Raw genomic sequence first — 22,846 nt, 5'->3', positions numbered from 1 at the left:
GGCTGAACATCACAGTTCACGCAAGATCATTCTCAGCGCCAACGGTTGTTCCTGGGTTCCCCGCCCCCGGGACTGGATCGTGTCGCGTGTCGAGTCGCATTCAAGGCGCCACCCCGGACAAGGCGCAGCGGCTGCTCAGAAGCCCGTCGCTCAGAAGTAGCTGCCGGTGGTGCGTGTGCGGAAGGCCCACCAGCTCCACGCCTGGTAGGCGAGGATCACCGGGATCAGCACCACTCCGAACGCGGTCAGGATCTGCAGCGTGGTGCCGTCGGCCGCAGCCTCGGCGACGCTCAGGCCGGCGCCGGCTTTGGTGGCCAGCACGTACGGGTACTGCCCTGCCCCCACCAGCAGCACCGGCGCGACCGTTGCACAGCAGGTGGCGGCGAAGGCGCGGATGCGGTGCCCGCGCGACAGCGACCACCAGGCGGCCACCAGTGCCGTCACCAGCATCCCGGTCAGGAGCGCCGAGGTGAGGGGGTTGGTCATCGAAGCGCCCACGCCCAGCAGCGTCAACACCAGCGCCAGGACGGCGGCGGCGCCGGCCGCGCCCACCAGGGTGGTGCCCGCCCTGCGGGCCCTGGCGGCCAGGTCAGGGACCGAGCGCAGCGCCAGGAAGGTCGCCCCGTGCACGGCGAACAGCAACGCCATGCCCGCCCCGCACACCAGCACGAACGGCGTGAGGACCTGGCCGGCCCCGAGGTGGAAGCTGCCGTCGGCGCGGCGCGGCACCCCATGCAGCAACACCCCCACCACCAGCCCCCAGCACACGGCCGGCAACGCGCCGCCCGCCACGATGAGCGCCTGCCACCACCGGCGGCCGCGGCGGGTACGGCGGCGCAGCTGGACCGCGGTGTTGCCGACCACCAGCCCGACCAAGATCGTCACCACCAGCGGGTACAGCCCGGACAGCAGGCTGCCCTCCAGGTGCGGGAAGGCGCCGAACAGCACGCCGGTGAAGGCCACCAGCCACACCTCGTTGCCCAGGAAGAACGGTGCCATCGCACCTAGAGCCGCGTCGCGGTCTTTCATGAACGGGTGCAGCAGCTGCACGCCGAGGTCGTAGCCGCCCAGCACGAAGTACCCGGACAGCAGCAGCCCGAGCAGGGCCAGCCAGAACGTCTGCATGGTCGTCTCGCTCTCAGAAGGCCGGAACCGTTTGCTTGTCTTCGGCCAGCGGCAGTGGCGCGCCGAGCTGGGTGGCGTCCGGGCCGCGTCTGGCCAGGCGGGTGATGAGCGTCCAGTTCGTCACCGCCAGCGCCACGAAGATGGCGATGAAGGTCGCGCACGAGATGGCCAGCGCAGCCGTACTGACATGGGACAGGGCGTCGGCGACCTTCAGCTCGCCGTAGACCAGCCACGGCTGGCGGCCCACCTCGCGGAAGACCCAGCCGCCCACTGAGGCGATGAACGGGAAGGGGATCATCGCGGTCATCAGCCAGGCCAGGGGGCGCCAGCGCACCAGCCAGTCCTTCCACAGCAGGATGACGGCGATCAGGGTGATGGTGGAGATGGTGTTGCCGATGATCGTCATGGCGTCCATCGAGACCCGGAGCCATTCGCCCGGCAGCGTGTAGTCGCCCGGTCCGTACTGCCGGAGGAGTTGGGCCTGAACCTGGGCGACGCCGCTGTCGTCCATGGCGGCGATTTTCATCGGCTGGGTACGGCGCAGCAGGGGGAACTGCATGTCGCCGACGATGATGACGAAGAAGGAGGCCAGCATGGCCACCCATACCCCCAGGCGGAGCGAGCCGCGAAACAGGTCGGTCTCCTTGGTGCCGCGGGCGAAGTGGCAGGCGCTGACGCCGGCGACGAACACCCCGCCGGTCGTCAGCGCGGCCAGGGTGACGTGGGCCAGTGCGATCAGCGCGCTCGGGTTGGTCAGCAGCGCGGTGAAGTCGGTGAGGTAGGCGGCTCCGTCGCGTACTTGGTAGCCGACCGGGTGTTGCATGAAGCCGTTGGCGACGAGGATCCAGTAGGCGGAGGCGTAGGCGGTCAGGGCCACCAGCCAGATCAGCGTGACGTGCACGCCGCGGCGCAGGCGCCCCCATCCGAAGATCCACATGCCGAGGAAGGTGGATTCGGCGAAGAAGGCGATGAGGGTTTCCAGGGCTAGCGGGGCGCCGAACACGTTGCCGGCGAACTTGCTCAGCCCGCTCCAGCTGAGCCCGAACTGGAACTCCATGACGATGCCGGTGGCGATGCCGACGGCGTAGTTGATGAGGTAGAGCTGGCCCCAGAAGCGCGTCATGCGCTCCCATACGGCCGCTTTGGCGGGATCTCGGGTGAACGCGGCCCTGGTGTGCATGATCGCCACGATGGGGACGAGGCCCATCGTGAGGATCACGAACAGCCAGTGGATGCCGGTGGTGGCCGCGAACTGGAGTCGGGCCAGATCCGCAGCGCTCATGGTGCGACCTGCCTGGTGCAGTGGTGTGGTGTAGGGACCTTTGCGACCGTAGAGGACAGGCGCTTATGCCTTCCAAGACCGGTTTTGCCATGAACAGATAACCCGCAAGGCATAGTCCCTCACTGAGGGCGCCATCATGTCGCCCAGAGCATAACGCCATAGCAATATTAATCTTAGACAAGATAACTGCAGAGCCATAGCTTCGGAGGTGTGAAAAGCCAAGATTCCACCGCATGGGGAAGGGTTGGGATAGCGATGCCCACGCAACGCGAGGCAGATGAAGCCAAGATCCGCCAGCTGGTCGACAAGATCGTCGAAGGGCTCCAAGACAAGGATCTCGAGGGTCTGAAGCGGCTTTACGCAACGGACATTGTGTCCTTCGACGTCGAGCCGCCGCTCCAGCATGTGGGGATCGAGGCGAAGCTCAAGAACTGGGCGCCCGTGTTCACGTTCTTCGAGCGTGTGACTTATGAGGTTCGCGACCTGACGCTCACCGTGGGCGATGACGTGGCGTTCGGGCACGCCTTCGCTCGTCTCAGCGGCACGCTGAAGAACGGGACGGCGACGAGCGGTATGTGGGTCAGGGTCACGTACTGCCTCCAGAAGATCGACGGCACATGGTTGATCGTGCACGACCAGGTCTCGGTGCCGCTCGACATCTCCAGCGGCAAAGGCGTTGTCGACCTCGAGCCCTGATCCCGCCACCCCACTCCCGCCTGCGCCGCCGCACTACATCCATGGAGGAAGCCATGACCCCCGTCCCCGCGACCGTCGAGATCCCGGGCTATCTGGCCGGCACCTGGAAAGCCGACCCGGTGCACTCCGAGATCGCCTTCACTGTCCGTCATCTCATGATCAGCAAGACGCGTGGCCGGTTCACCGGCTACGACGTCACGATCGTCACGAGGGAGGACCTGCTGGGCTCGTCGGTGGCCGCGACGATCGACCTCGCGTCCATCAACACCGGCAGCGAAATACGTGACAACCACCTTCGCACCGCCGACTACCTCGAGGCCGACAAGTACCCGACGATGAGCTACCGCTCGACCGGCATCCGCCAGACCGGCGACGGTTGGGTCATCGACGGTGAGCTGACGTTGCACGGCGTCACGCGGCAGGTTCCGCTGGCCGTCGAGGTGAACGGGTTCGGCTCGGACCAGTGGGGTGCACAGCGGGCCGGCTTTTCCGCGACCGCGGAGATCAACCGGCGCGACTTCGGCATTGACATCAGTACCCCGATGGAGGCCGGTGGCGTCGTGGTCGGTGACAAGGTGTCGATCAGCCTCGAGATCCAGGCCGTTCTCCAGAAGTGACCCGACCCGGCAGGGCGGCCCGCAAGGCCCCCATCCACCGATCGCGTGGTGTCCCCATTCCGTGATTTGACCGAGCGGGATCGGGACACCGCCACTCTGGTCCAGCGCCTCGTCGAGCTTGGGAGGAGCGAGCCCGTGAGCGGCTACCGATGGCGCATGAAGCGCGTCCTCAGCGCTTCTCCTGTGGTTCGCCGGTGATCCAGTTCCAGTTGGCGATCGTGGTGCGCATCAGGCGGGCGGCAGTGGATAGGTGGCTGCCGGCGCCCCAGTACAGGGTGACCGCGCGTCGGCAGTCAGAGCTGTCGACGGGGACCCAGGCGCCGGGGACCCGCGTGGAGCTGCTCCGGGCGAAGGCGGGGACGAGACCGATGCCGAGCCCCGCGCTGATCAGGGCCGCGATGGCGCTGGGCTCGTCGACCTCGCAGACGATCTTCGGGGTATGGTCGCGTGCGGCGAAGAGCCGATCCAGGAGGCGGCGTTGCCAGTGCCCTTTGCGGGCGCTGACGAAGGGCTGGCCGGTGAGCTCGTCGATGCTCACCGACGTACGGCTCGCCAGCGGATGGTCGAGCGGCGTGGCTACACCGACCGCCTCATCGAGCAGTTGGACCGCCTCCAGGCCCTCAGCGGGGATCGGCTGGGAGGCGACGCACAGGTCGACGTCCTGCGCCCGCAGGTGACGGCTCATGTCCTCGGCCGCCATCCAGCGGAGTTCGATCTCGATGGTCGGGTGAGCTCGTTTGAAGGCCGCCAGCGGCCCGGTGAGCGTGAGGAAGGTCTCCGACGCAAGTCGTACGGTGCCCACACCCTCGCTGACGGCCTCGGCGACGGCTCGCCGCCCCGCATCCAGCTCACCCAGGGAGCGTTCGACGTAATCGCGGAACAGCTTGCCCGCGTCATTCAGCCGCAGCCGGCCGCTCCGGTCGAACAGCGGTGTGCGCAGCTCGCTCTCCAGCCGGGCGATGGTACGGCTCAGCGACGGCTGGGCGACGCGAAGCTCCTCGGCCGCGCCGCTGAGGTGTTCCAGCCGCGCCACCACCAGGAACTGCCTGAGCGAATTCAACTCCATCACGCCTCCAGATATATAGCACTACAGCGATATTAATCTTAGTCAAGATAACCTGTGAGCCATAGTTTCTGGATCTGTTCGCACATCGAGCGAGGAGATCAGGACGGAGAGCTGGAGCGCGCCGTAGGCGTGCCGCCATGGTCTCGGCGCTGAACACGACGGTGCGCCCCCTGGTGTTCCAGGACTGCGGCGCGAGATGATCGCGACTTGCCTATTATGTAAACGCATCCGTATGCGTTTACGAAATGAGGTGGCCGGATGCTGAAGATCCTGGGCAAACTCGGGTTACTCGTCACCGCCCTCGCGATCGGCGCCGTCTGGCTGGTCGTCCTGCGGTTGAAGGACGTGTCGACGCCGCTGCTGGCGGCCTACGGGCTGCTGCTGGCCGCACTGGTGGCCGGGCTGCTGTGGCCGGACGTGCTCGGCCGGCTGTCCACGCGGCGCCGGGTGCTGGTGGTCCTCGGGATTTCGGCCGGCCTGGCCACGCTGGGGCTCTACCTGGCGGTGGTCTACTACGTCACGGACCTGCCGGTGCTGCTCGCCCTGGCCGCTACCGCATGCCTGGCATGGGCGGCGGCCGCCCTCCTGCGCGGACGCCGGGCAGCGGGCGGCCGGGGAGCCCGGCAGACCAGGCGCGCCCTCCTGGCGAGCGGCGCCGGGCTACTGCTGGGAGTGCTGAGCGGGCTGTCGGTCGGCTGGGCGGAACGGCGGCGCCGCGAGGTGCTGGTGCGGGGCGAGCAGGAGCGGCAGGCGGCCCTGCGCGCCCCGGGCGCGCGGCGGCGGATCGCCGACGGCGCCGTTCGGGTGTTCCCGATCCACACCGGCGACACTATCGTCACCTACGGCCAGTTCTACGGCGGTCTGGACGGCTGGGAGGGGCCGAACGGCTACCTGCGCACCCTGCTGGACAAGGCGCAGATCGCGGTGCCCGTCTACGCCTACCTCATCGACCACCCCCGGCACGGCCTCATGCTGGTCGACACCGGCGTCAACTGGGAACAAGCCCACGATCACGACGGCTACTACGATCACAATTACATGGTCTCGCGCCTGCTGACCCAGCGCGACGAATACCGGATGAACCCCGAGCAGGACCTGCGGGTCCGCCTGGCCCGGCTCGGCTACGACGCCAAGGAGATCACCACCGTGGTCCTCACCCACGTCCACGACGACCACGCGGGAGGGCTGCGCCACCTGGCCCAGGCGACGGTGGTGATGGACCGCCGCGACTGGGAGCACGGCACGCTCTACCCGTACTCCTTCGACCTGGTCAAGGACCACCTCTCCTTTCCCGCCTTCGACTCCGGCGCCTTCGGCGCCTTCCCCGGCAGCCAGGACTACTTCGGCGACGGCAGCCTGATCCTCCTGCCCACGCCCGGCCACTCGCCCGGACACATGTGCGTGCTGCTGCGCCTGGGCACGGGCAGCGTGCTGTTCATGGGCGACACCCTCTACACGCTGCCCCACCTGGCCACAGGCCAGGTCCGCCAGATGACCATCGGCGGCGCCGACACGATCCACCAAATCGAGGCTGCCCGGCGTATCCAGCACCTGCTGGCCTCCGACCCCCGGACGGTGCCGCTGTTCGCCCACGACAACACCCGCTACCAGTCCGGCTCGGTCTCCTCCGCGTTCGCTACCGGGAGACCCGGCAAGGAGGGACTGCGGGAGCTCCGCGCGCATATGGAGGCCGTCCTCACCCCCGACTGGCGGCTGCGGCCCGGGCACACGCCCCGCTTCGTTCCGCCGTCGTCCGGCACGAGACTGGGGCGGGTGGAGTTCCGATGACCAACGGCCGGCGTACCCGGGGCAGGCCGCGCGACCCCGAGGCCGACGACGCGATCATGAGGGCGGCGCTGGAGCTGTTCGTGGAGCGCGGTCTGGAGGGCGCCAACATCGAGCAGATCGCCAAGCGCGCCGGTGTGGCCAAGGTGACCGTCTACCGGCGCTGGTCGTCGAAGGAGGAACTGCTCATCCAGGCGATCGAGCGGGCCCGCACCCTCGTCCCCGAGAACGACATCTGGGCCACCACCGACACCGTGGCACCGCCGGTCGACGAACGACTCGTGGACTCCTGGGCGCACACCCTCGGCGACGGCCGCTTCCGGGCGATCCTCGCCCAGCTCATCGGCTCCAGCGTCACCCAGCCGTCGCTGCTGGCCGCCTACCGCGAACAGTACATCCAGCCCCGCCGCCGGCTGATCCACGCCGCGCTGGAGCGCACCCGCGTCGGTGACCGGCCGGCCACCGACGCCGACCTCGACACCGTGATCGACATGGTCGTGGGCGCGGCGATGTACCGCATGCTCATCGACCCGGACGCATCGGCCGACCCCGCCGCCACACGCCAGTACCTGGAGGCCGTGCTCCAGCAGGCTGACCGGCTGTTGCGGCTCCCCGACGTGCCCCATCAACAGGAAGAAGGGCCGGCACCCGCATGACCGGATACATCGACTTCCAGCAGCACATGATCCCCGCCGGCTACGCGCGCCAGGTCCTGGACCGCGAAGCGATCGTTGGGGCTGTCAGATGACCAGCGATAGGTCGACGCGTGGTGTCATCAGGACTCCCTGTGGGACTCGAACCACTGCAGCATCGGCTGGGGCGCCGCTGGAACTCCAGGTAGCCGTCAAAGCGGCGGGAACCGGACGCCCTTCGCCCACTGCTGTGGCTGCCGCACCGCGAACGGGATGCCGGTACGCAACACCACACGCCTTTCCAGCTCGCCGATGCGGTCGGCAGCCACGCCCGGCCCGTCAGCGACGGGGCCGCAGATTGTCTGGTCACGAGAGTGCTCCGATGATCTTGTCCAGAGTGATGGGCAGGTCGCGGATCCGTTCCCCTAGGGCGTGGTAGACGGCGTTGCCGATCGCAGTGGTAAGCCCTGTCGAGGGAACCTCGCCCGCGATCATCGCTTGGCCGGCAAGGAGCACGTCACTCTCGACGACATCGGCGACGAAGCCCTCCCCCGTCTGCCCGACGCGACCTGGAACGCCTACTGGCGGATCGACCCGCGGCCAGGCGGCAGTCCCGCGCCGGACGGCCCGTTCATCGAGGCTCCTGAGGAGAAGTTCGAACTGATCGCGGCCGGACAGGCCGTGGCCATCGTCTCGGCCGGCCTGCGCGCCGAGACCCTCCACCCCGACATCATCGGCATCCCCTTGGAGGGAGTGGAGCCGAGCCAGGTCGCCCTCGCCACTCGCGCAGGCGATGACAACCGCCTGCTCACACCCTTCCTCAAGGCCGCCCAAACCCACCTCACGGGCGGTTAGCCGCCATCAGGGCATCAGACCCAACGGCGACTCCAGCCCGATCACCAGCCCAGTGCGGCGACCCGGCGCCGACGAGACGGCCCTGGATGCACGGAGCCCTCCCGTGGCCACGGCAGCTCCCAACCGTGCGGAAGGACTTCCGGCCGCGCGAGGGCGGGCTTCAAGGAATGACCGGACACTTGGCTCAGATGATGACAAAGGTTCGCTAGCTTATGCGGGTGATCTCCTGTCGCCCTACCGTCCCCGCCGACCTCGACCGCGTGACCGCGTGGATCGTGACCGAGCCCGTCGGCTGGATCCCCGCCGACCGTTACCTCGCAGATCTGGCCGAGGACATGTACCGGCCGGAATGGACCTGGATCGCCGAGGTTGACGACCGCGTCGTGGGACGGGCGCTGTGGTGGGGGCCGAGGGACAGCATGCACCCGGTCGCGCTCGACTGCCTCGACGTGGATCCCGCAGTGGGTGACCGTGCCGCCGTCGCCGCCGAGCTGATCAGGGCCGCGCTGGCCGGATTCCCGCAGCCGGTGCAGTACGCGATCAAGGCGGCCGGCGGCTGGCGCGACGATCCGGCCATCTCGGTGGCCGTGGAATGGCGGCGGGCGGCAGCACACGCGGCGGGCCTCACCCGGGAAGTGGAGCGGCTGCAGTACGAGTGGGCACCCGCCGACGGGGTTCCCCCGGCGACTGGTGTGCTGCGGTTCGCCGAGGCCTCCGACGAGGAGTTCCTGACGGTGTTCACGAGAATCGCCGAGGGCAGCCTGGACGCCCAGACCCGGGCGAACCTGGCGGCCAAGGGCGTGGACGCGACCGCGCGCGACGAGATGGACTTCTATCTCAGGGCGCCGGGCAAGCGGGAGTGGTGGCGGATCGCCTATACGCACGAGGGTGAGGTGGCGGGTATGGCGATCCCCTCGGCGACGCCGTACAACGTGAACGTCGGGTATCTCGGGGTGGTCCCGGAGTTCCGGGGGCGCGGCTACGTGGACGAGGTGCTCGCCGAGATCACCCGCATCCACGCGGCCAACGGAGAGTCGCGCGTCACCGCCACCACCGACGTGGGCAACGCGCCGATGGCGGCCGCGTTCGGGCGCGCCGGATACCGCAACACGGAGATCCGGATCAACCTCTCCAACGACCTCCGGCCCTAAGGCCGCACGTGCAGCCCGAATCCCGAGCGGCCCGCGGGCTCCAGCCCCTCCTTCAGGTGCAGCGACGGGATCTCGTAGTCGCCGAAGTTCTGCCGCCGGAACGCGATCGGCTCGGTCGACTCCAAGGTCAGCAGCCGCTGCTCCCAGGCCTTGGCGATGTCCGGGAAGTCCTCGTCGGTGGTCCGGTCCGTGCCGTACAGCACGAACGGCGGCAGCACCTCGATCCCCGGGTAGTAAAGGATCCCGTGGTGGATCGGGAACAGCAGGTCGTCGATCGGGCCGTTGATCCCGCGCTCGGCGTAGTGCGACTCCGGACCGCCCGCGGTCACCGACAGCAGCGCCCGCCTGCCCACGAGGGTCCCCTCACCGAAACGCTCCCCGTACTTGACGTCGCTGTGCTCGCCGACACCGTACGCGAAGTTGTACGTGAAGACCCGGTCAACCCAGCCTTTGAGGATCGCCGGCATCGTGTACCACCACAACGGGAACTGAAAGATGATCACGTCCGCCCACAGCAGCTTCTCCTGCTCGGCGCGGACGTCCGAGATGAGGGTCCCGGTGTCGAAGGCCCGCCCCGAGTCCGCGGCGACCTTCAGCGGGCTCGAAGCGGACGGGCCGAAGTCCCCGGCGTCCACGACCGCCTTCCAGCGCATCGCGTACAGGTCACTGACCCGCACCTCGTGCCCCGCCTTCTCCAGCGTGGCCACCGCCAGGTCCTTCAGCGAGCCGTTGAGCGACCTCGGCTCCGGGTGGGCATAGACGATCAGCGTCTTCATGCGAACTCCTTTGGATCAGGTGCCTTCGATCCTTCACACCCGGGCGGCCGCCGTTCAGGGGCGCCACTTCCGTCGGACCCGGCTTCCTGGTAACGGCAGGGCCACCTTCACCACCGGCGCCCGCGAGATACTTGGCCGATGGACGATCTCGCGGGCTTCCTGCGCACTCGCCGCTCCCGGGTCGACCCGGCCGGGGCGGGCATCCCGGTCGACAGCCGCCGCCGGGTCCAAGGGCTGCGCCGCGAAGAGGTCGCGCACCTGTCCGGGGTCAGCGTCGACTACTACGTGCGCCTCGAGCAGGGCCGCGCCACACAGCCCTCGGAGCAGGTGCTCGACGCACTCGCGCGGGTCCTCGGGCTCGACGACACCGAACGCGGGCACCTCTACCGGCTGGCCCGGCAGCGGCGCCGGAAGGCGAAGTCGCCCACCGGGCGGCTGCGCCCGGAACTGCCGCGGGTCCTGGACCTGATCACCGACGCGCCCGCGCTCATCGTCGACCACCGCCTCGACGCCGCCGCCGGTAACCGCCTCGCCGAGCTGCTGTACGGCCGCCCCGTGAAAGGCCTGAACACGGCCCGGCACATCTTCCTGGAGGAGACCGAGCGCGGCCTGTACGCCGACTGGGATCAGTGCACCCGCGACGTGGTCGGGCACCTGCGCCTGGCGGCCGGCAAATATCCCGAGGATCCGCGCCTGGCCTCGTTGATAGGGGAGCTGGCGATGGGCAGCGAGCGCTTCCGGCGCCTGTGGGCCCGCGCGGACGTGCGGGCGCGGACCTACGGGCGCAAGGCTTACCGGCACCCCCTGGTCGGGGAACTGGACCTGCATCAGGAGAACTTCGCGCTGCCGGATGAATCGGGCATGGAGCTGCTGGTGCTCTCGGCGGCCCCCGGCAGCCCCTCCGCGGATGCCCTGCGCCTCCTGTCCGGCCTGGACGCCGATGGTGACGTGCGTCCCACAGCCCAACCACAGCTGGGTCGGTAACAGCCCCGAAACCGGCACATGCGGTCATACGTCAGCGTCGCTTCAGCACGCCGACCAAGCTCGTGAGACTGTTCTGGCCTTGGCCGGCGGTGACGCCCTGGCGAAAGATCTTCAGGACAGCGGCCGGAAGTGAGCCATCCACGCCGGACGCTTGTGTGGTGCGCAGCACGTGTTCCAGGCTCGCCACGCCCATGGAGATTCGGTCGACGTTCCCCTCGTGGTTGCCCGCGGTGATGCGTGGCGCGTAGAACTCCAGGAAATAGCGAAGGTCCATGGTCTTGACCGCGTGCGGCAGGAAATCCTCCGCGGAGATGCCATTGGCCTCCGCCACCGCCTGGCCGTGCAGGTAGCCTGCCAGCGCTGTCCAGAACATGTCGATCCCGATCTGGTAGTACAGCGCCGCCAGCCCCTGGTCCTCGCCGAGATATTCGATCCCGGTCAGCACCTCGAGGGCAGGTCTGTGCGCCTCGACGGCGTCCTTGGGGCCGCTGTAGTAGGTCATGGCGTCCGGCGTGCCGATGCCTGGAGGCGGCACCTGCACGCCACCGGTGATCTGCACGGCCTCGCGCTCGGCTAGCCACGCGGCCGCCTGACGTGCCCTGTCCGGGGTGTCGGAGGTGAGGTTGACCAGGGTACGTCCGCCCAGGGCGGTACGCGGGGCCTGCGCCAGGATGGCATCCATCGCGTCATAGTCGGTCAGGCTCAACACCACCAGTTCGTTGGCGGTGAGCGCCGCCTCGACGGATTCCGCCCTCCTCGCGCCCCGCGCCACCAGTACGTCTGCCCTGGCAGAAGTACGGTTCCACACGGTCACTTCGTAGCCGCTGTCGAGGTAAGCGCCGGCCATGGCCTGCCCCATGGGGCCCAACCCGATCACCGTCACAGCCTTCATCCACGATCTCCTCACGAGTAGAACGAACGCTCTATTTAGACGGCACCGTAGCACACAACTAGAACGAACGCTCTACCTAGTACGATGGAGCCATGCGAACCCAGCACGAGATCGGCACCAGAGAGCGGATCGTCCGGACGACCTCTCGTCTGATGCAGCGGCAGGGGTACGAGGCGACGGGCCTCAAGCAGATCTCCCAGGAGGCCCAGGCCACGCTGGGCTCGGTCTACCACTTCTTCCCGGGCGGGAAGCGGGAGCTGGCGGTCGAGGCGGTCCGCCATGGGGACCGAGAGTTCGCGGAATTCCTGCGCGCGGCGTTCGACCGGGAGGACGATCCGGCCGCGGCGATCGTCACCTGCACTCGAGACCTGGCGAAGGGGCTGCGCGAGTCCAGCTGGCTGGACGGCTGTCCCGTCACCACCACGGCGTTGGAGAGCGCGGGCCGGGTGCCCGAGATCCAGCAGGCCGCAGAGGACGCCTACGAAAACTGGCGCGCGCTGGTCCGCGACAAGCTCAGCCGTGCCGGATTCGCCGACGACCTGGCACACGACCTCGCCCACAGCGTGATCAACCTGTTGGAGGGCGCGGAGTTGTCGGCGCAGGTGTCCCAGAGCGAGGCGCCCCTGGAGATCGCCGGCAGGCACCTCGCACGGCTTATCGACTCCTACCGATGAGTTGAGCCGGTCCACGGCCGGATCCAGGCCAGCCTGTCAGGTGTGGCCGACGCTTCGTTCGGGCTCGGACCCGTCCGAATATGGCTGTCACGCCGGTTTTCTGAGCACCTCGGTGAGGGCCGAGATGTTGTGCTCGCCGTGGCCTGCCTCGGCCGCCCGCCTCACCAGGTCGTGCAGGGGCGCGAGCCAGGTCGTGTCGACGTTCGTCTCCTTGGCCAGGTCCGCGTCGTGGGCTGTCCCGGCCAGGAAGAGGTTCACGGAGGAGGCGGCGTTGGTGTAGTCACCGCTGTCGATCTCCTTGGCATAGATCGGCAGCAGGGACTTGATCATGTCCAGCCACTTGCCGGCGAACCGCACCATGGAGGCTGCCTCGAGCCCGCGCGCCTGGAGGGCGGCGGCGCCCTGGAAGAATCCGACGAGCGCGGGCAGCAGCATGGCGCCCACCGCCATCTCGTACAGGGCGGCGAGGTCGCTCTCGTCGCCGAGATGGACGGTGTCGCCGCCCAGCACCTTCAGGGTCGTCTCGAACTCCTCGAAGACCGTCTTGTCGCCGCTGTAGTACAGAAGGGTGTCCGGCGCCCCGACGGCCGAAGGCACGTTCTTGACCGCCCCGGCCAGGAATCGAGCGCCATGGCCGATGGCCCAGGCGGCCGTCTCACGTGCGTCGGCGGGGGAACCGCTGTTGAGGGTGACGAGGGCCTGTCCACGCAGCGACGCGACGGCCGGCCGCAGCGCCAGCCGGGTGTCATCGAAGGTGGTCAGGCAGGTGATGACCAGCGGACTTGCCGCCACCGCGTCCTCGATGGCCTCCGCATGCTCGGCTCCCATGGCGATGAGGGGCGCGGCTTTGGCGGCGGTCCTGTTCCAGACAGTGGTCGGGTGTCCGGCCTTGGTGAAGGCCTCGGCCAGTGCCCTCCCCATCGAACCCAGCCCGATGACGGTCACCGGTGTCGCGTTCTTCCCAGTCATATGCATACTCCAGCCACAGAGATAAGGAGGTGAGCGTGCTGCCTCGCAGAACCGTCCTGGTCTTGGCGCGGCGCCTGATCCATGCTGGCTGGAACACCGACATTCTCTCAAGTACCGACATTTTCGCCATGTACTGACAAAAATGTGAGTATGTACCGATGACGAAGGCAAGGAAACGGACATTCACCTGCGGTCTCGACGCTGCCATCGCCGTCATGGGAGGCAAGTGGAAGGGACTGATCCTATTCGCGCTCGAGGATGGCCCCTTGCGCTTCGGGGAGTTGCGGCGCGCGGTCCCCGGCGTCAGCGAGCGGGTGCTGATTCTGCAGCTGCGGGAGATGGAGGCCACCGGGCTGCTGCATCGCGAGGTGTATCACCAGGTTCCGCCGAAGGTGGAGTACTCGCTCACCGAGTTCGGTCATTCGCTCAACACCGCGATGGCGCCGCTCGGGGAGTGGGGTGAGGAGCACATCGAGCGCATCGAGGCCATCCCGTGGGACCTATGACCACACCACGATCTGCGGGCCGCTGGATCGTCCAAGTGTCCTTCCCGGCCTGGCTGTCCGGGGCGCCGGCCCCGGGCAGCGCCTGGCGTGGGCTGATCTAGCCGTTCTGTCCCGTGAGGATTCTGTCCCAGTCCACCGTCTTGGCCCATTCGGCGTAGCTGTGCCAGCGCACGGCGGGGTATCTGGCGTGCAGAGTCTCGATGTCAAGGAAGTCGGTGTTGTTCTCAAAGCTCTCGAACATCGTGGCCACCTCCTCGCCGGCCCACTGTCGCACCATGTCCAGCGGCAACTGCTGGTAGGGGATCTCCCTGCCGAGCACCTCGCTCAGAATCCGGGCCGCCTCCTGCCCGGTGACACGATCGGACGCGATATCGATCCGCTCGCCGATGAGCTCGCCGGGGTTCTCCATGGCATGTACGGCCATGCCTGCAATGTCCAGGACGCTCACCTGGTCGAGCGGCTTGCCGGGAGTCAGCGGATTGGCGAGCAGGCCGTCACCGAGCCGGCTGAAGCCGAGGTTGAGCACATTCTCCATGAAGTACACCGGGCCGAGCACGGTCGCGCGCACCGGCCGCTCACGCACATACGCCTCGACGAGCTGTTTGCTGTCGGCGTGACCGACGCTGGTGGCCACCAGCCGGTCGCCGCCCCGCACAGAGGAGTACACCAGGTGGACGTCGAAGCGAGTGGCGGTGTCGACGAGCAGGCGTCCCTGCGCGACCTCTTCGTTCTTACCGCCTTCGCCGAACGGCACCGACAGGCCGAAAATCGCATCGGCGCCCGCGCAGGCCTGCTGGAGCGCGCCGGGATCGGCGAGGTCGCCGGTGGCAAGCCGCGCCCCCTGAGCCGACAGCGCCTTCGCGGCCGGCGACTCCCCCGAGCGCACGTACGCCACCACCTCGTGACCGCGCTCCAGAAGCAGGTCGGCAACCGCGCCGCCCTGCTTGCCGGTGGCGCCAATGACGACGACTTTGGTCATGACAAACATCTCCATGGTTGGGATGGGAAATAGCCAGGACATGCGGGCGCGTTCCGACCAGCCCCATCCGGCCGAGCCGCCCGCCGTCAGCGATTCTGTGACCTCAACCACAGTTGAGGTCAAGCGCCGGACAGCCTGTCCACCGCCCTGAACACCACCCGTCAGGCCAGCCGCCCCGTCCACCTCGCACGATCACGAACTTGGCGGCACATCAAGCAAGCATCCGGCTGAGGAGTGAAATGTCGGCGGCTGCTCTCCGGGTCCCCCGTCCTGAGCACGCCCAGGCGCTCGGCTGGCGCGCCTCATTGGTGCTCATCAACTCCCGTTCCTCCAAAAGTTGTGGCTCTCAACGGCAGAGAAACCTCGGCATGGCCGTCATCCACCACACCACTCTCAAGCCGGCCAAGCTGGAGGGGCCTGTCCAGAAACGGCTCTGGCCCGTAATCGGTGGTGGCACTGAGTGATCCCTGCCAGGCTGGGCCGTGCTGGAAGATCGGCGATCTTGTGGGTGTGGTGTCTGCGGGGCTGTCTGCCCTGGTCATAGAGGGACCGGACGGTCACGGATGTTCCGGTCGATGGGCGGCGGGTGGTGGTGTCGGTCCAGGTACGGCGTCTGGTTTCACCTCTGTGGACGTCCCGATGATGTTCCGCGAGGTGCGGGCGATCGATACGGCTGCCCGCCTACGAGGCCATGTGGCGCTCGCTGCAGCCCCACACCAGCGGCGCCTACGTGAACTTCCTCAGCGCCCCCTCAGCCGAGGACATCGCGGCCGTCTACCCGGCCGACGTACGCGAGCGACTGACGGCGGTCAAGCAGGCCTACGACCCGGACCGCCGCTTCAGCCGCAACCTGGGCGACTTCTAGATGTCTTCTCGACCCCCTGGGTTTCACAAGCGCGGCCCCGCGTCCCACGCACCTGGCCCGCCAGCGGCCTTGGTTCCCGCGCTTTTGGCCTTGACCGGACATCTGCGCCCCGCGAAGTCCAGATCCTCGATATTCACGCCCAAAATCTCTTCCGACCGCCCGGCGTTCTCGTACCTCTCGAGCATGCGCCGCAGGGTCTTCTCCCGAAGATGCACCTCCCCGCGGGCAATCAACCGGTCGATGGCCACGCGCGAGCCGACCGGTCGACGGGTGTTACTTATCGGCCGTGCCGGGTTTCCCGCTGATGGACTCCTGATAAATGTCCGCGTAGGTGCGCGAGTCCTTGATCAGGTCGTCGCAGAAGGCAGCCACATCGTTGCCGATCAGCTCCAGGACCCCCTTGCCGGCCGCCACGCCCTCCTCGAAGAACTCGAGGATCCCCGTGAGCAGGGAGCCGTCAGCCAGTCCGACCGGCCCGACCTTGAAGTAGTACCTCTGAATCTCCTTGTAGACGATCCGATAGTCCGGCGGGAGCGCCTTGACCCGCGCCATGTGCGCCCGCCACTGCTTCTTGCCCTCGATGATGTCTTGGATGCCCACGTCAGCCTCCTAGCCGGCCCAATTTCCTTGCGACGTTCCTGTTCAACTGCTCGCGCCACCGGTCGCGATAGCTCCGAGCCCCTTCTCCGCCGGCCAGCGCCGCGCAGAAGCCCTTGATGTCGTCACCCAGCACCTCGTGAATGCTCTGCCCATCGGACGCTGTCTCTTCGAGCAGCCCCAGAGCACCGTCGAGAATCGGCATCAGGTTTCGACCGGTGAAGTCCCCATAGGGAAAAAGATGACCCTTGATCTCTCCCCACGCCGCCCGGTAGTCGGCCGGCAATGCCTCGGCCCGAGCTTCGAACGCCTTCCATTCCCTGGTGAGATCGCTGCCTGTCATGCTCTCCCAGAAGTTCATCTCCCGCCCTCCTTCAGCTTGTCGATCCGAGACGTGATGTACGCCCATTTAGCCCAGAACGTCGCGAGTTCTTCGCGCCCCGCGTCGTTTAGCGCGTAGAACTTGCGCGGCGGGCCCAGCCCGGACGGTCGTTTCGTCACCTGGACGAGCCCGTTCTTCTCCAGCCGCAGCAGGATGGTGTAAACCGTCCCCTCGACGACGTCGGCGAAGCCGAGTTCGTTCAGCCGACGCGTGATGGCGTACCCGTAGGTCTCCTCGCTGCCGATGATTTCCAGCACGCAGCCCTCAAGCGTGCCCTTCAGCATCTCCGTCAGGTCGTCCATCGTGGTCCTCTTCGGTTCTCCTGGTACTTTGTAGTACCGAGTACCACTACACAGTATCACAGAGTAGCGCAACAATGCCCAGCGAGCGGTGAGCGCAGACCATGGAAGCGATTCGATCATCGGCCCGCGACTGGATGCTCGACATCACCACCTGGCCCGGCGACGTCGACTCCTTCCTTGACGCCATGGTCTAGCTGGCCGGCTGCTCGCCGCCATGGCCGAGGAGATGGTCGCCGGCTGCGCCGACCCGCTGCCGGAGGACGCCACGTGGCAGGAGCAGGTCGCCGCGCGGGGAGCCCGCGGATTCGGGCTTCTGCCTGCTGGATGCGCTCGGCGAGAGGGCAAGCGGCTTGTGCGTGGGCCGGCTGTTCGCTGGTCCGTGGTCCTGTGTTGCCCCAGGGCCCGTCGCGCGAGCTCTGAGAAGGTCCACAACGTCAGTGAGACCGACCTCGATGCGTCCGTAGATGCGGGGATTGAGCAGTGTCGTGCCGTCGAAGTCTCCGGCGGATGCGAAGAACGCGACCGGGATCGTCATCGCCTGGAAGAAGGCGAACAGCGGCCGCATCGCGTGCTCCAGGACGAGCGCATGGTGGTCGCCTCCGCCCGTCGCGGCAAGGAGGACGGGCTTGTTCGCGAGCGCGTACTGGTCGACGAGGTCGAAGAAGTGCTTGAACATGCCGGGGTACGTACCTCGGAACACGGGTGCGGCGGCGATGAGGAGATCGGCATCCTCGGCGAGCCGGAGCGAGTCTTCGACCTCGGGGGCGACGCCGTCGCGCTCGATCGCTCCGGTGAACCCCGCGCCCAAGCGGTACACGTCGACCCGGGACACCTCGATGGGGAGCATGTCCTTCAGGGTGTCGAGGACGACATCGACGAGTCCCATCGTCTTGGACGGCTCGCTGGGGCTTCCGTTGACGACGACGACTCGCAGGGTCGGGCCCCGCATGGACGTGACCGGATCTGCGTTGCCTGCTTGCGGGACGACAGTCATGCCACGCTCTTCTCGCGCAGTGCGACCTCGCGGCGCACGACGGGTGCCACCTCTGTGCCGAGCAGTTCGATCGCCTCGAGGTGCTCCTTCTGCGGCATGCCGCCGAAGCCCATCTGCATGATGGCGCGGTTGATGCCGTACAGCTCGTGGTAGGTGAGCAGCTTGTCGATGAGCTCCTGCGGGCTGCCGACCAGCAGTCCGGCCGCGGGCGAGGCCTGCGCGTCGAATGCGGCCCGGGGAAGCCGGAGGCCGACGCCGCGCTGGTGATTGTTCTCCATCATGCCTCTGGCGAAGTAGGGATACATGGTGTCCCGCGCGCCCTGGCTGGTCCGCCCGACGAACCCGTGCGAGTTCATGCTGATCGGCAGAGCGTCCGCGTCGTGCCCGGCCTTCGCTGCGGCCGCTCGGTAGAGCTGGACGGTCTCCTCGTGGAAGGTCATCGGGCCGAGCAGCAGGGCCAGTGCCATGGGCAGGCCGAGGCGGCCGACGCTGATGGCCGAGGCGGGCGATCCGCCGACCCCTACCCAGATCGGGATGGTCTCGCCGTCGGCGCGGGGCGCGATGTCGGCGTCGACCAGGGGCGCGCGGAAGCGACCCCTCCAGGTGAGCGGGTTCTGGTCGCGGATCTTGAGCAGCAGGTCGAGCTTCTCGCGGAACAGGTCCGCATAGTCCTTCAGGTCGTATCCGAACAGCGGGAAGGACTCGGTGTAGGAGCCGCGGCCGGCGATGATCTCGGCGCGGCCTGCGGACAGCAGGTCGATCGTGGCGAACTGTTCCCAGACGCGTACGGGGTCCTCCGAGCTGAGCACGGTGACCGAGCTCGTCAGCTTGATGTTCTCGGTCTTCTCCGCGGCGGCGGCCAGCAGGATGGTCGGCGCTGATCCGACGAAGTCGGTGCGGTGGTGCTCCCCCACGCCGAAAACGTCCAGGCCCGCCTGGTCGGCGACCTGCGCCTGCTCGATCGTCTCGCGGACGCGCTGCCGCGGGGACGGCAGGCTCCCCGTGGCCGGGTCCTCCGTGAGCTCCCCGAACGTCATGATGCCGATCTCGAATGGCATGTCGTTTCCTTTCTGCGGCCGGCGGCGCCGCGCGCCTCCGACCGCTGATCCGCATCCCTCAACCTGTCTGCACAAGCAATTATTCCGGATGCGGCCCGGCTCCTGCGCGACGTGCTTCGCTCGCGGCCCGGCGGCCCTGTGAGACTTCCAGGGCGAGCCGTGCCCGCCGGAAGGAAGCCGTCTACCAGCCGAAGTGGTTCATCCCGGTTGATCCCTTGGGCATAGGGTGGGCGGCATGGCGCTGCGACTTATTCAGGCGAATTTCAAAGCTCGGGATGACTCGGCGCTCGGCCGGTTCTGGGCGGAGGTGCTCGGATGGGGTGTCTCCAGCGAGGGACCCGGCGTGACCAACCTCGAGCCCGAGGGCTTCGCCTGGCCGGACCCCGCCGCTTTCTACATCGATATCGTCACCGTCCCGGACCCCGAGACGGTGAAGTACCGCGTGCACCTCGAGCTCGCCACCACCTCTGCGGCCCATCAGGCCGAGTTGGTCGCGCGTCTGAAGGAGCTCGGTGCGACGCCCGCCGACGTGGGCCAGGGCGACGTCCCATGGACGGTTCTGGCCGATCCGGAGGGCAACGTGTTCTGCGTGCTGGAGCCCCGGGAGATCTACCGGGATGCCGGGCCGATCGCCGCGGTGGTGGTCGACTGCGCGGACCCGCAGGCCATGGCCCGGTTCTGGGGCGAGGCAGTGGACTGGACCGTGCACGAGGTGACCGACGATCACGCGCTGCTGCGCTCGGCCAAGGGTGTCGGGCCGTATCTTGAGTTCCGCCGCACAACGCCCGGCGCGAAGACCGTGTGGAACCGCGTCCATCTCGACCTGCTGCCGCACCCCATTGACGATCAAGAGGCGGAGGTGGCCCGGCTGCAGACCCTCGGCGCGACGCCCGCCGACGTCGGCCAGGGCGACGTCCCGTGGATCGTCCTCGCCGACCCGGAGGGCAACGAATTCTGCGTCCTCGGTCGGGCCTGACGCGGAGCCGTCCCGCCTGCGTGCCGGACAGCGGCAAGCCGCGCGACGTCGGGGCGAGCAGGTCACGCACCGGCTTGCCAACACGATGTCCTCGCCGCGAACAAGGTTTGCTGTGCAGGCAGACACATCGGTTGGTTCTCGAGCTGACCTGCCGATACCGTGCTGCTCATGGCGACCGACAAGCTGCGAGAGCTTGAAGACCAGGCGTGGCGGGGATTCCTGCTCACTCACGATCGGATCTGGCGTGAGATCGAGGCCGGGCTCGCTCCGCTCAACGTGAGCATGGCCGAATACAGCGTGCTGGCACTGCTGGGCGAGGCCGGTCGCAACGGCCTGCGGATGTCAGAGCTCGCCCAGCAGCGCTTGATGTCCAGCGGTGGGTTCACCCGGCTCGCCGACCGGCTCGAGCGTCGCGGCCTGATCGAGAGGCATCGGTCGGCCGACGACGGCCGTGGCTTCACGGTGGTCCTGACCAAGGACGGGAGGGCACTCATGCGCAAGGCCTGGCGCCAGCAGTACGGCGACCTGCGCAGGCTCTTCTTCGACCGGCTCGACGACGAGCACCTGCGCAGCCTCGCCGACGTCTGGGCGCGGCTCGCCCCGGACGACCGGGGCGAGCCGAATCAGCGCTCCTCGTAGCCGCCCTGGGTATGTCACACCCCGCGGGCGGGCACCTTCCTGAGCTCTGGGGCGGCGACGGCACCCGGGGCGTCAGCAGGTTGGACTGATGGCCGTCCTCTGCCGCGACGAGCGCGAAGACAACACTGTCGCCCGCGTAGTCGGCTCGAACATCTCCCACCGGTCTCGCTCAGCGGAAGGCGTGACGACCCGCACGCGGTCGCTGTCGTTGCCCGGACAGGAACGACATCAGGCGCCGCCGCAGTCAACACCGATGGGACCATGGCCCGGTCGAAGGGGCTCACCCCCTGAGCGGACGCAGGGCGGAACCCCAGGCGAGGACTTGGTCGAGGACGAGGTTCAGCCGGTCCTCGTGGGCGGCGGCGGGCCGGAAGCCGTCCGCGAAGTCGGTGTGGATCGACAGCCCGACCTGGTTAGAGACGGTGGCCACGCTGAGCAGGCCCAGGACGTGCCGCAGGTGCGAGATCGCCCGGGGCGCACCATCCACGCCGTAGCCGACGAACCCGGCCGCCTTGTTGGTCCATTCCGTGTACAGGAAGTCGAGGGCGTTCTTGAGCGCGCCGGGGTACGAGTTGTTGTATTCGGGAGTCACGATCAGGAACGCGTCCAGGGACGAGACCTTGGCCGCCCAGCGCTTGGTGTGCTCGTGCTGGTAGTTGCCCGTGGAGGGATGCTCGGGCTCGTCCAGGTTGCCCAAGTTGTAGTCCTTCAGATCGACGAGCTCGTACTCGGCGTCGCCTCGTTTGACCGCCAGATCGCGGACCCAGTGCGCCACCGCCTCGCCGTTGCGGCCGGGACGGGTGCTGCCCAGGATGATGCCTACCTTCAGCATGTCAATGCTCCCTCAATCGGTTACTCGAACCACCGTAGAGAGACTTGCTGAGATACTGAATGCGCTACTGTCCAACATTTATACGCCAGCGTCTCAGGCGCTAGACTCCACCCATGGACATGCTGAGCGACGTGGTGGCCTTCATGCGGTGCGGGCGCCCTACCTCCGCCCGCATCTCCCGGCGGGCGCCGTGGGGCGTGTCGTTCCGCGCGGCGCCCGGGTCCGCCGGTTTCCAGGTGGTGCTGCGCGGGTCCTGCTGGCTCCTTCGCCCGGATGGCGAGCCCGTTCCGCTGAGCGTGGGCGATGTGGTGTTCCTGCCGCACGGCGAGCCGTTCGGGCTGGCCGACGATCCCGCGCGGCCGCTGGCCGAGTCGGACTGCGATCCGCATTCCGAGCTGTTCGCCTCGGCAGCTTTCGGCGGCGCCGGGGCCGAGACGGTGATCCTTTCCTGCGGCTACCGGCTCGACCTCGACAGGACGCACCCGATCCTGGGCTCGCTGCCCGGCGTGATCCACCTTCCCTCGACGCTCGGCAGCCATCCGGAGCTGCGGGCCGCGGTCGAGCTGCTGGCCGCCGAGATCGACAACCCACGCCCCGGCACGGACACCGTCGTGTCGTCCCTCCTGGAGATGTTGCAGCTGTACGTCCTGCGGGCCTACATCGAGACCCAGGACGAGCCCTGCACCCTGTCCGGCTGGGCCGCCGCGCTGGCCGACCCCGGTGTCGGCCGCGCGCTCGACGCCATCCACCGCGACCCGACCCGCCGCTGGACGGTCGAGTCGCTCGGCGCCCACGCGGGCATGTCACGCGCCGGCTTCGCCCGCCGCTTCACGGGGCTGGTCGGGCAACCGCCGCTGGCCTACCTGACCTGGTGGCGGCTGATGAGCGGGGCCCGCATGCTGCGCGAGTCCGACGCGTCGGTGGCGGAGGTGGCCGAGCGGGTGGGATACGGGTCGGAGTTCGCCTTCGGCAACGCCTTCAAGCGGGAGTTCGGCGTGGCGCCCGGCCGGTACCGCCGCCAAGTCGCGGCGGTCTAGGCCTGGTTGGTGGCGACCTGCTGACGGTCCTGGTCGTCGCCGCCCGCGCAGCCGTGCACGCCACCACGGTCTACCGCCGTTGGGGTTCCCCCCTTGAGTTGCTCGCCGACGTCGCGACCAGCCGCTTCTCCGGCGACATCGTGGTGCCGGACACCGGAAGTCTCCGCGAGGACCT

General features: G+C 68.0%; 27 protein-coding genes. 13 read left to right on the top strand and 14 right to left on the bottom strand.

The genetic code is table 11. From position 1 onward, the window contains the following. Window positions 1-150 precede the first annotated feature (150 nt). Entirely contained in the window at window positions 151-1,125 is a 975-nt protein-coding gene (locus OHA25_RS36850; RefSeq protein ID WP_327581531.1) for a cytochrome d ubiquinol oxidase subunit II, read from the bottom strand. A 13-nt stretch (window positions 1,126-1,138) separates the two neighbouring features. After that, a complete protein-coding gene (locus OHA25_RS36845; protein WP_327581530.1) occupies window positions 1,139-2,407 on the bottom strand; it encodes a cytochrome ubiquinol oxidase subunit I in 1,269 nt (422 codons plus the stop codon). Between the two features lie 255 nt (window positions 2,408-2,662). On the opposite strand from OHA25_RS36845, the gene OHA25_RS36840 reads away from it, so the two are divergent. Beyond that, a complete protein-coding gene (locus OHA25_RS36840; RefSeq protein ID WP_327581529.1) occupies window positions 2,663-3,103 on the top strand; it encodes a YybH family protein in 441 nt (146 codons plus the stop codon). A 53-nt stretch (window positions 3,104-3,156) separates the two neighbouring features. Continuing rightward, window positions 3,157-3,720 carry a YceI family protein gene (locus OHA25_RS36835; RefSeq protein WP_327581528.1) on the top strand — a complete coding sequence of 188 codons (564 nt, stop codon included), beginning with the start codon at window positions 3,157-3,159 and terminating at the stop codon, window positions 3,718-3,720. 169 nt (window positions 3,721-3,889) lie between these two features. Here OHA25_RS36835 and OHA25_RS36830 read toward each other — a convergent pair whose 3' ends face one another. Then, complete coding sequence (locus tag OHA25_RS36830; RefSeq protein WP_327581527.1) at window positions 3,890-4,786, bottom strand: LysR family transcriptional regulator; 897 nt, start codon at window positions 4,784-4,786, stop codon at window positions 3,890-3,892. 258 nt (window positions 4,787-5,044) lie between these two features. On the opposite strand from OHA25_RS36830, the gene OHA25_RS36825 reads away from it, so the two are divergent. From OHA25_RS36825 to OHA25_RS36810, 4 genes are all read left to right on the top strand, one after another. Beyond that, window positions 5,045-6,574 (top strand): N-acyl homoserine lactonase family protein, encoded by a 1,530-nt coding sequence (locus OHA25_RS36825; protein ID WP_327581526.1) that lies wholly within the window; start codon window positions 5,045-5,047, stop codon window positions 6,572-6,574. Further along, window positions 6,571-7,227, top strand: a complete 657-nt coding sequence (locus tag OHA25_RS36820) for a TetR/AcrR family transcriptional regulator (protein WP_327581525.1) — start codon at window positions 6,571-6,573, stop codon at window positions 7,225-7,227. The genes OHA25_RS36825 and OHA25_RS36820 overlap by 4 nt, the downstream gene beginning before the upstream one ends. A 408-nt stretch (window positions 7,228-7,635) precedes the next feature. Next, window positions 7,636-8,058, top strand: a complete 423-nt coding sequence (locus OHA25_RS36815) for a LysR substrate-binding domain-containing protein (RefSeq protein ID WP_327581524.1) — start codon at window positions 7,636-7,638, stop codon at window positions 8,056-8,058. 218 nt (window positions 8,059-8,276) lie between these two features. Continuing rightward, the gene (locus tag OHA25_RS36810; RefSeq protein ID WP_327581523.1) at window positions 8,277-9,209 is read left to right on the top strand and encodes a GNAT family N-acetyltransferase; all 933 of its coding nucleotides are present in this window, start codon (window positions 8,277-8,279) and stop codon (window positions 9,207-9,209) included. On the opposite strand, the gene OHA25_RS36805 is transcribed toward OHA25_RS36810, so the two are convergent. Further along, entirely contained in the window at window positions 9,206-9,985 is a 780-nt protein-coding gene (locus OHA25_RS36805; RefSeq protein ID WP_327581522.1) for an NAD(P)H-dependent oxidoreductase, read from the bottom strand. The genes OHA25_RS36810 and OHA25_RS36805 overlap by 4 nt on opposite strands. A gap of 138 nt (window positions 9,986-10,123) precedes the next feature. Between OHA25_RS36805 and OHA25_RS36800 the strand changes: the two genes are divergently transcribed. Beyond that, window positions 10,124-10,969 carry a helix-turn-helix transcriptional regulator gene (locus OHA25_RS36800; protein ID WP_327581521.1) on the top strand — a complete coding sequence of 282 codons (846 nt, stop codon included), beginning with the start codon at window positions 10,124-10,126 and terminating at the stop codon, window positions 10,967-10,969. 31 nt (window positions 10,970-11,000) lie between these two features. Here the strand turns inward: OHA25_RS36800 and OHA25_RS36795 are convergent, their stop codons facing one another. Beyond that, the gene (locus tag OHA25_RS36795; protein ID WP_327581520.1) at window positions 11,001-11,861 is read right to left on the bottom strand and encodes an NAD(P)-dependent oxidoreductase; all 861 of its coding nucleotides are present in this window, start codon (window positions 11,859-11,861) and stop codon (window positions 11,001-11,003) included. Between the two features lie 92 nt (window positions 11,862-11,953). On the opposite strand from OHA25_RS36795, the gene OHA25_RS36790 reads away from it, so the two are divergent. Next, window positions 11,954-12,535: a TetR/AcrR family transcriptional regulator gene (locus OHA25_RS36790; RefSeq protein ID WP_327581519.1), complete on the top strand. Its 582-nt coding sequence runs from the start codon at window positions 11,954-11,956 to the stop codon at window positions 12,533-12,535. Window positions 12,536-12,622: 87 nt separating this feature from the next. Here the strand turns inward: OHA25_RS36790 and OHA25_RS36785 are convergent, their stop codons facing one another. Next, window positions 12,623-13,504, bottom strand: a complete 882-nt coding sequence (locus OHA25_RS36785) for an NAD(P)-dependent oxidoreductase (RefSeq protein WP_327581518.1) — start codon at window positions 13,502-13,504, stop codon at window positions 12,623-12,625. 158 nt (window positions 13,505-13,662) lie between these two features. Between OHA25_RS36785 and OHA25_RS36780 the strand changes: the two genes are divergently transcribed. Next, window positions 13,663-14,010 (top strand): winged helix-turn-helix transcriptional regulator, encoded by a 348-nt coding sequence (locus OHA25_RS36780; RefSeq protein ID WP_327581517.1) that lies wholly within the window; start codon window positions 13,663-13,665, stop codon window positions 14,008-14,010. Window positions 14,011-14,107: 97 nt separating this feature from the next. On the opposite strand, the gene OHA25_RS36775 is transcribed toward OHA25_RS36780, so the two are convergent. Continuing rightward, the gene (locus tag OHA25_RS36775; protein WP_327581516.1) at window positions 14,108-15,172 is read right to left on the bottom strand and encodes an NmrA/HSCARG family protein; all 1,065 of its coding nucleotides are present in this window, start codon (window positions 15,170-15,172) and stop codon (window positions 14,108-14,110) included. A gap of 508 nt (window positions 15,173-15,680) precedes the next feature. Here OHA25_RS36775 and OHA25_RS36770 point away from each other — a divergent pair. Beyond that, complete coding sequence (locus OHA25_RS36770; RefSeq protein WP_327581515.1) at window positions 15,681-15,854, top strand: hypothetical protein; 174 nt, start codon at window positions 15,681-15,683, stop codon at window positions 15,852-15,854. Window positions 15,855-15,877: 23 nt separating this feature from the next. Here OHA25_RS36770 and OHA25_RS36765 read toward each other — a convergent pair whose 3' ends face one another. The 6 genes from OHA25_RS36765 to OHA25_RS36740 all read right to left on the bottom strand — a co-directional run bounded on the left by OHA25_RS36765 (window position 15,878) and on the right by OHA25_RS36740 (window position 19,187). After that, complete coding sequence (locus tag OHA25_RS36765; protein WP_327581514.1) at window positions 15,878-16,102, bottom strand: hypothetical protein; 225 nt, start codon at window positions 16,100-16,102, stop codon at window positions 15,878-15,880. Between the two features lie 25 nt (window positions 16,103-16,127). Next, a complete protein-coding gene (locus tag OHA25_RS36760; RefSeq protein ID WP_327581513.1) occupies window positions 16,128-16,454 on the bottom strand; it encodes a DUF1048 domain-containing protein in 327 nt (108 codons plus the stop codon). Between the two features lies 1 nt (window position 16,455). Then, a complete protein-coding gene (locus OHA25_RS36755) occupies window positions 16,456-16,812 on the bottom strand; it encodes a DUF1048 domain-containing protein (protein WP_327581512.1) in 357 nt (118 codons plus the stop codon). Next, window positions 16,809-17,135 carry a PadR family transcriptional regulator gene (locus tag OHA25_RS36750; RefSeq protein WP_327581511.1) on the bottom strand — a complete coding sequence of 109 codons (327 nt, stop codon included), beginning with the start codon at window positions 17,133-17,135 and terminating at the stop codon, window positions 16,809-16,811. The genes OHA25_RS36755 and OHA25_RS36750 overlap by 4 nt, the downstream gene beginning before the upstream one ends. 190 nt (window positions 17,136-17,325) lie before the next feature. Continuing rightward, a complete protein-coding gene (locus OHA25_RS36745) occupies window positions 17,326-18,084 on the bottom strand; it encodes an NAD(P)H-dependent oxidoreductase (RefSeq protein WP_327581510.1) in 759 nt (252 codons plus the stop codon). Between the two features lie 41 nt (window positions 18,085-18,125). Then, window positions 18,126-19,187, bottom strand: coding sequence for an LLM class flavin-dependent oxidoreductase (locus OHA25_RS36740; RefSeq protein WP_327581509.1), 1,062 nt, complete (start codon window positions 19,185-19,187; stop codon window positions 18,126-18,128). Between the two features lie 235 nt (window positions 19,188-19,422). Between OHA25_RS36740 and OHA25_RS36735 the strand changes: the two genes are divergently transcribed. Next, window positions 19,423-20,163 carry a VOC family protein gene (locus OHA25_RS36735; RefSeq protein ID WP_327591091.1) on the top strand — a complete coding sequence of 247 codons (741 nt, stop codon included), beginning with the start codon at window positions 19,423-19,425 and terminating at the stop codon, window positions 20,161-20,163. A 168-nt stretch (window positions 20,164-20,331) separates the two neighbouring features. Further along, window positions 20,332-20,802, top strand: coding sequence for a MarR family winged helix-turn-helix transcriptional regulator (locus tag OHA25_RS36730; protein WP_327581508.1), 471 nt, complete (start codon window positions 20,332-20,334; stop codon window positions 20,800-20,802). 280 nt (window positions 20,803-21,082) lie between these two features. Here the strand turns inward: OHA25_RS36730 and OHA25_RS36725 are convergent, their stop codons facing one another. Further along, window positions 21,083-21,634, bottom strand: a complete 552-nt coding sequence (locus OHA25_RS36725; RefSeq protein ID WP_327581507.1) for an NADPH-dependent FMN reductase — start codon at window positions 21,632-21,634, stop codon at window positions 21,083-21,085. Between the two features lie 113 nt (window positions 21,635-21,747). On the opposite strand from OHA25_RS36725, the gene OHA25_RS36720 reads away from it, so the two are divergent. Continuing rightward, window positions 21,748-22,671, top strand: a complete 924-nt coding sequence (locus tag OHA25_RS36720) for an AraC family transcriptional regulator (RefSeq protein WP_327581506.1) — start codon at window positions 21,748-21,750, stop codon at window positions 22,669-22,671. The last annotated feature ends 175 nt before the right edge of the window (window positions 22,672-22,846 follow it).

Source organism: Nonomuraea sp. NBC_00507 (assembly GCF_036013525.1).
Lineage (GTDB): Bacteria > Actinomycetota > Actinomycetes > Streptosporangiales > Streptosporangiaceae > Nonomuraea.
This window is presented reverse-complemented; position numbering and strand designations above follow the sequence as displayed.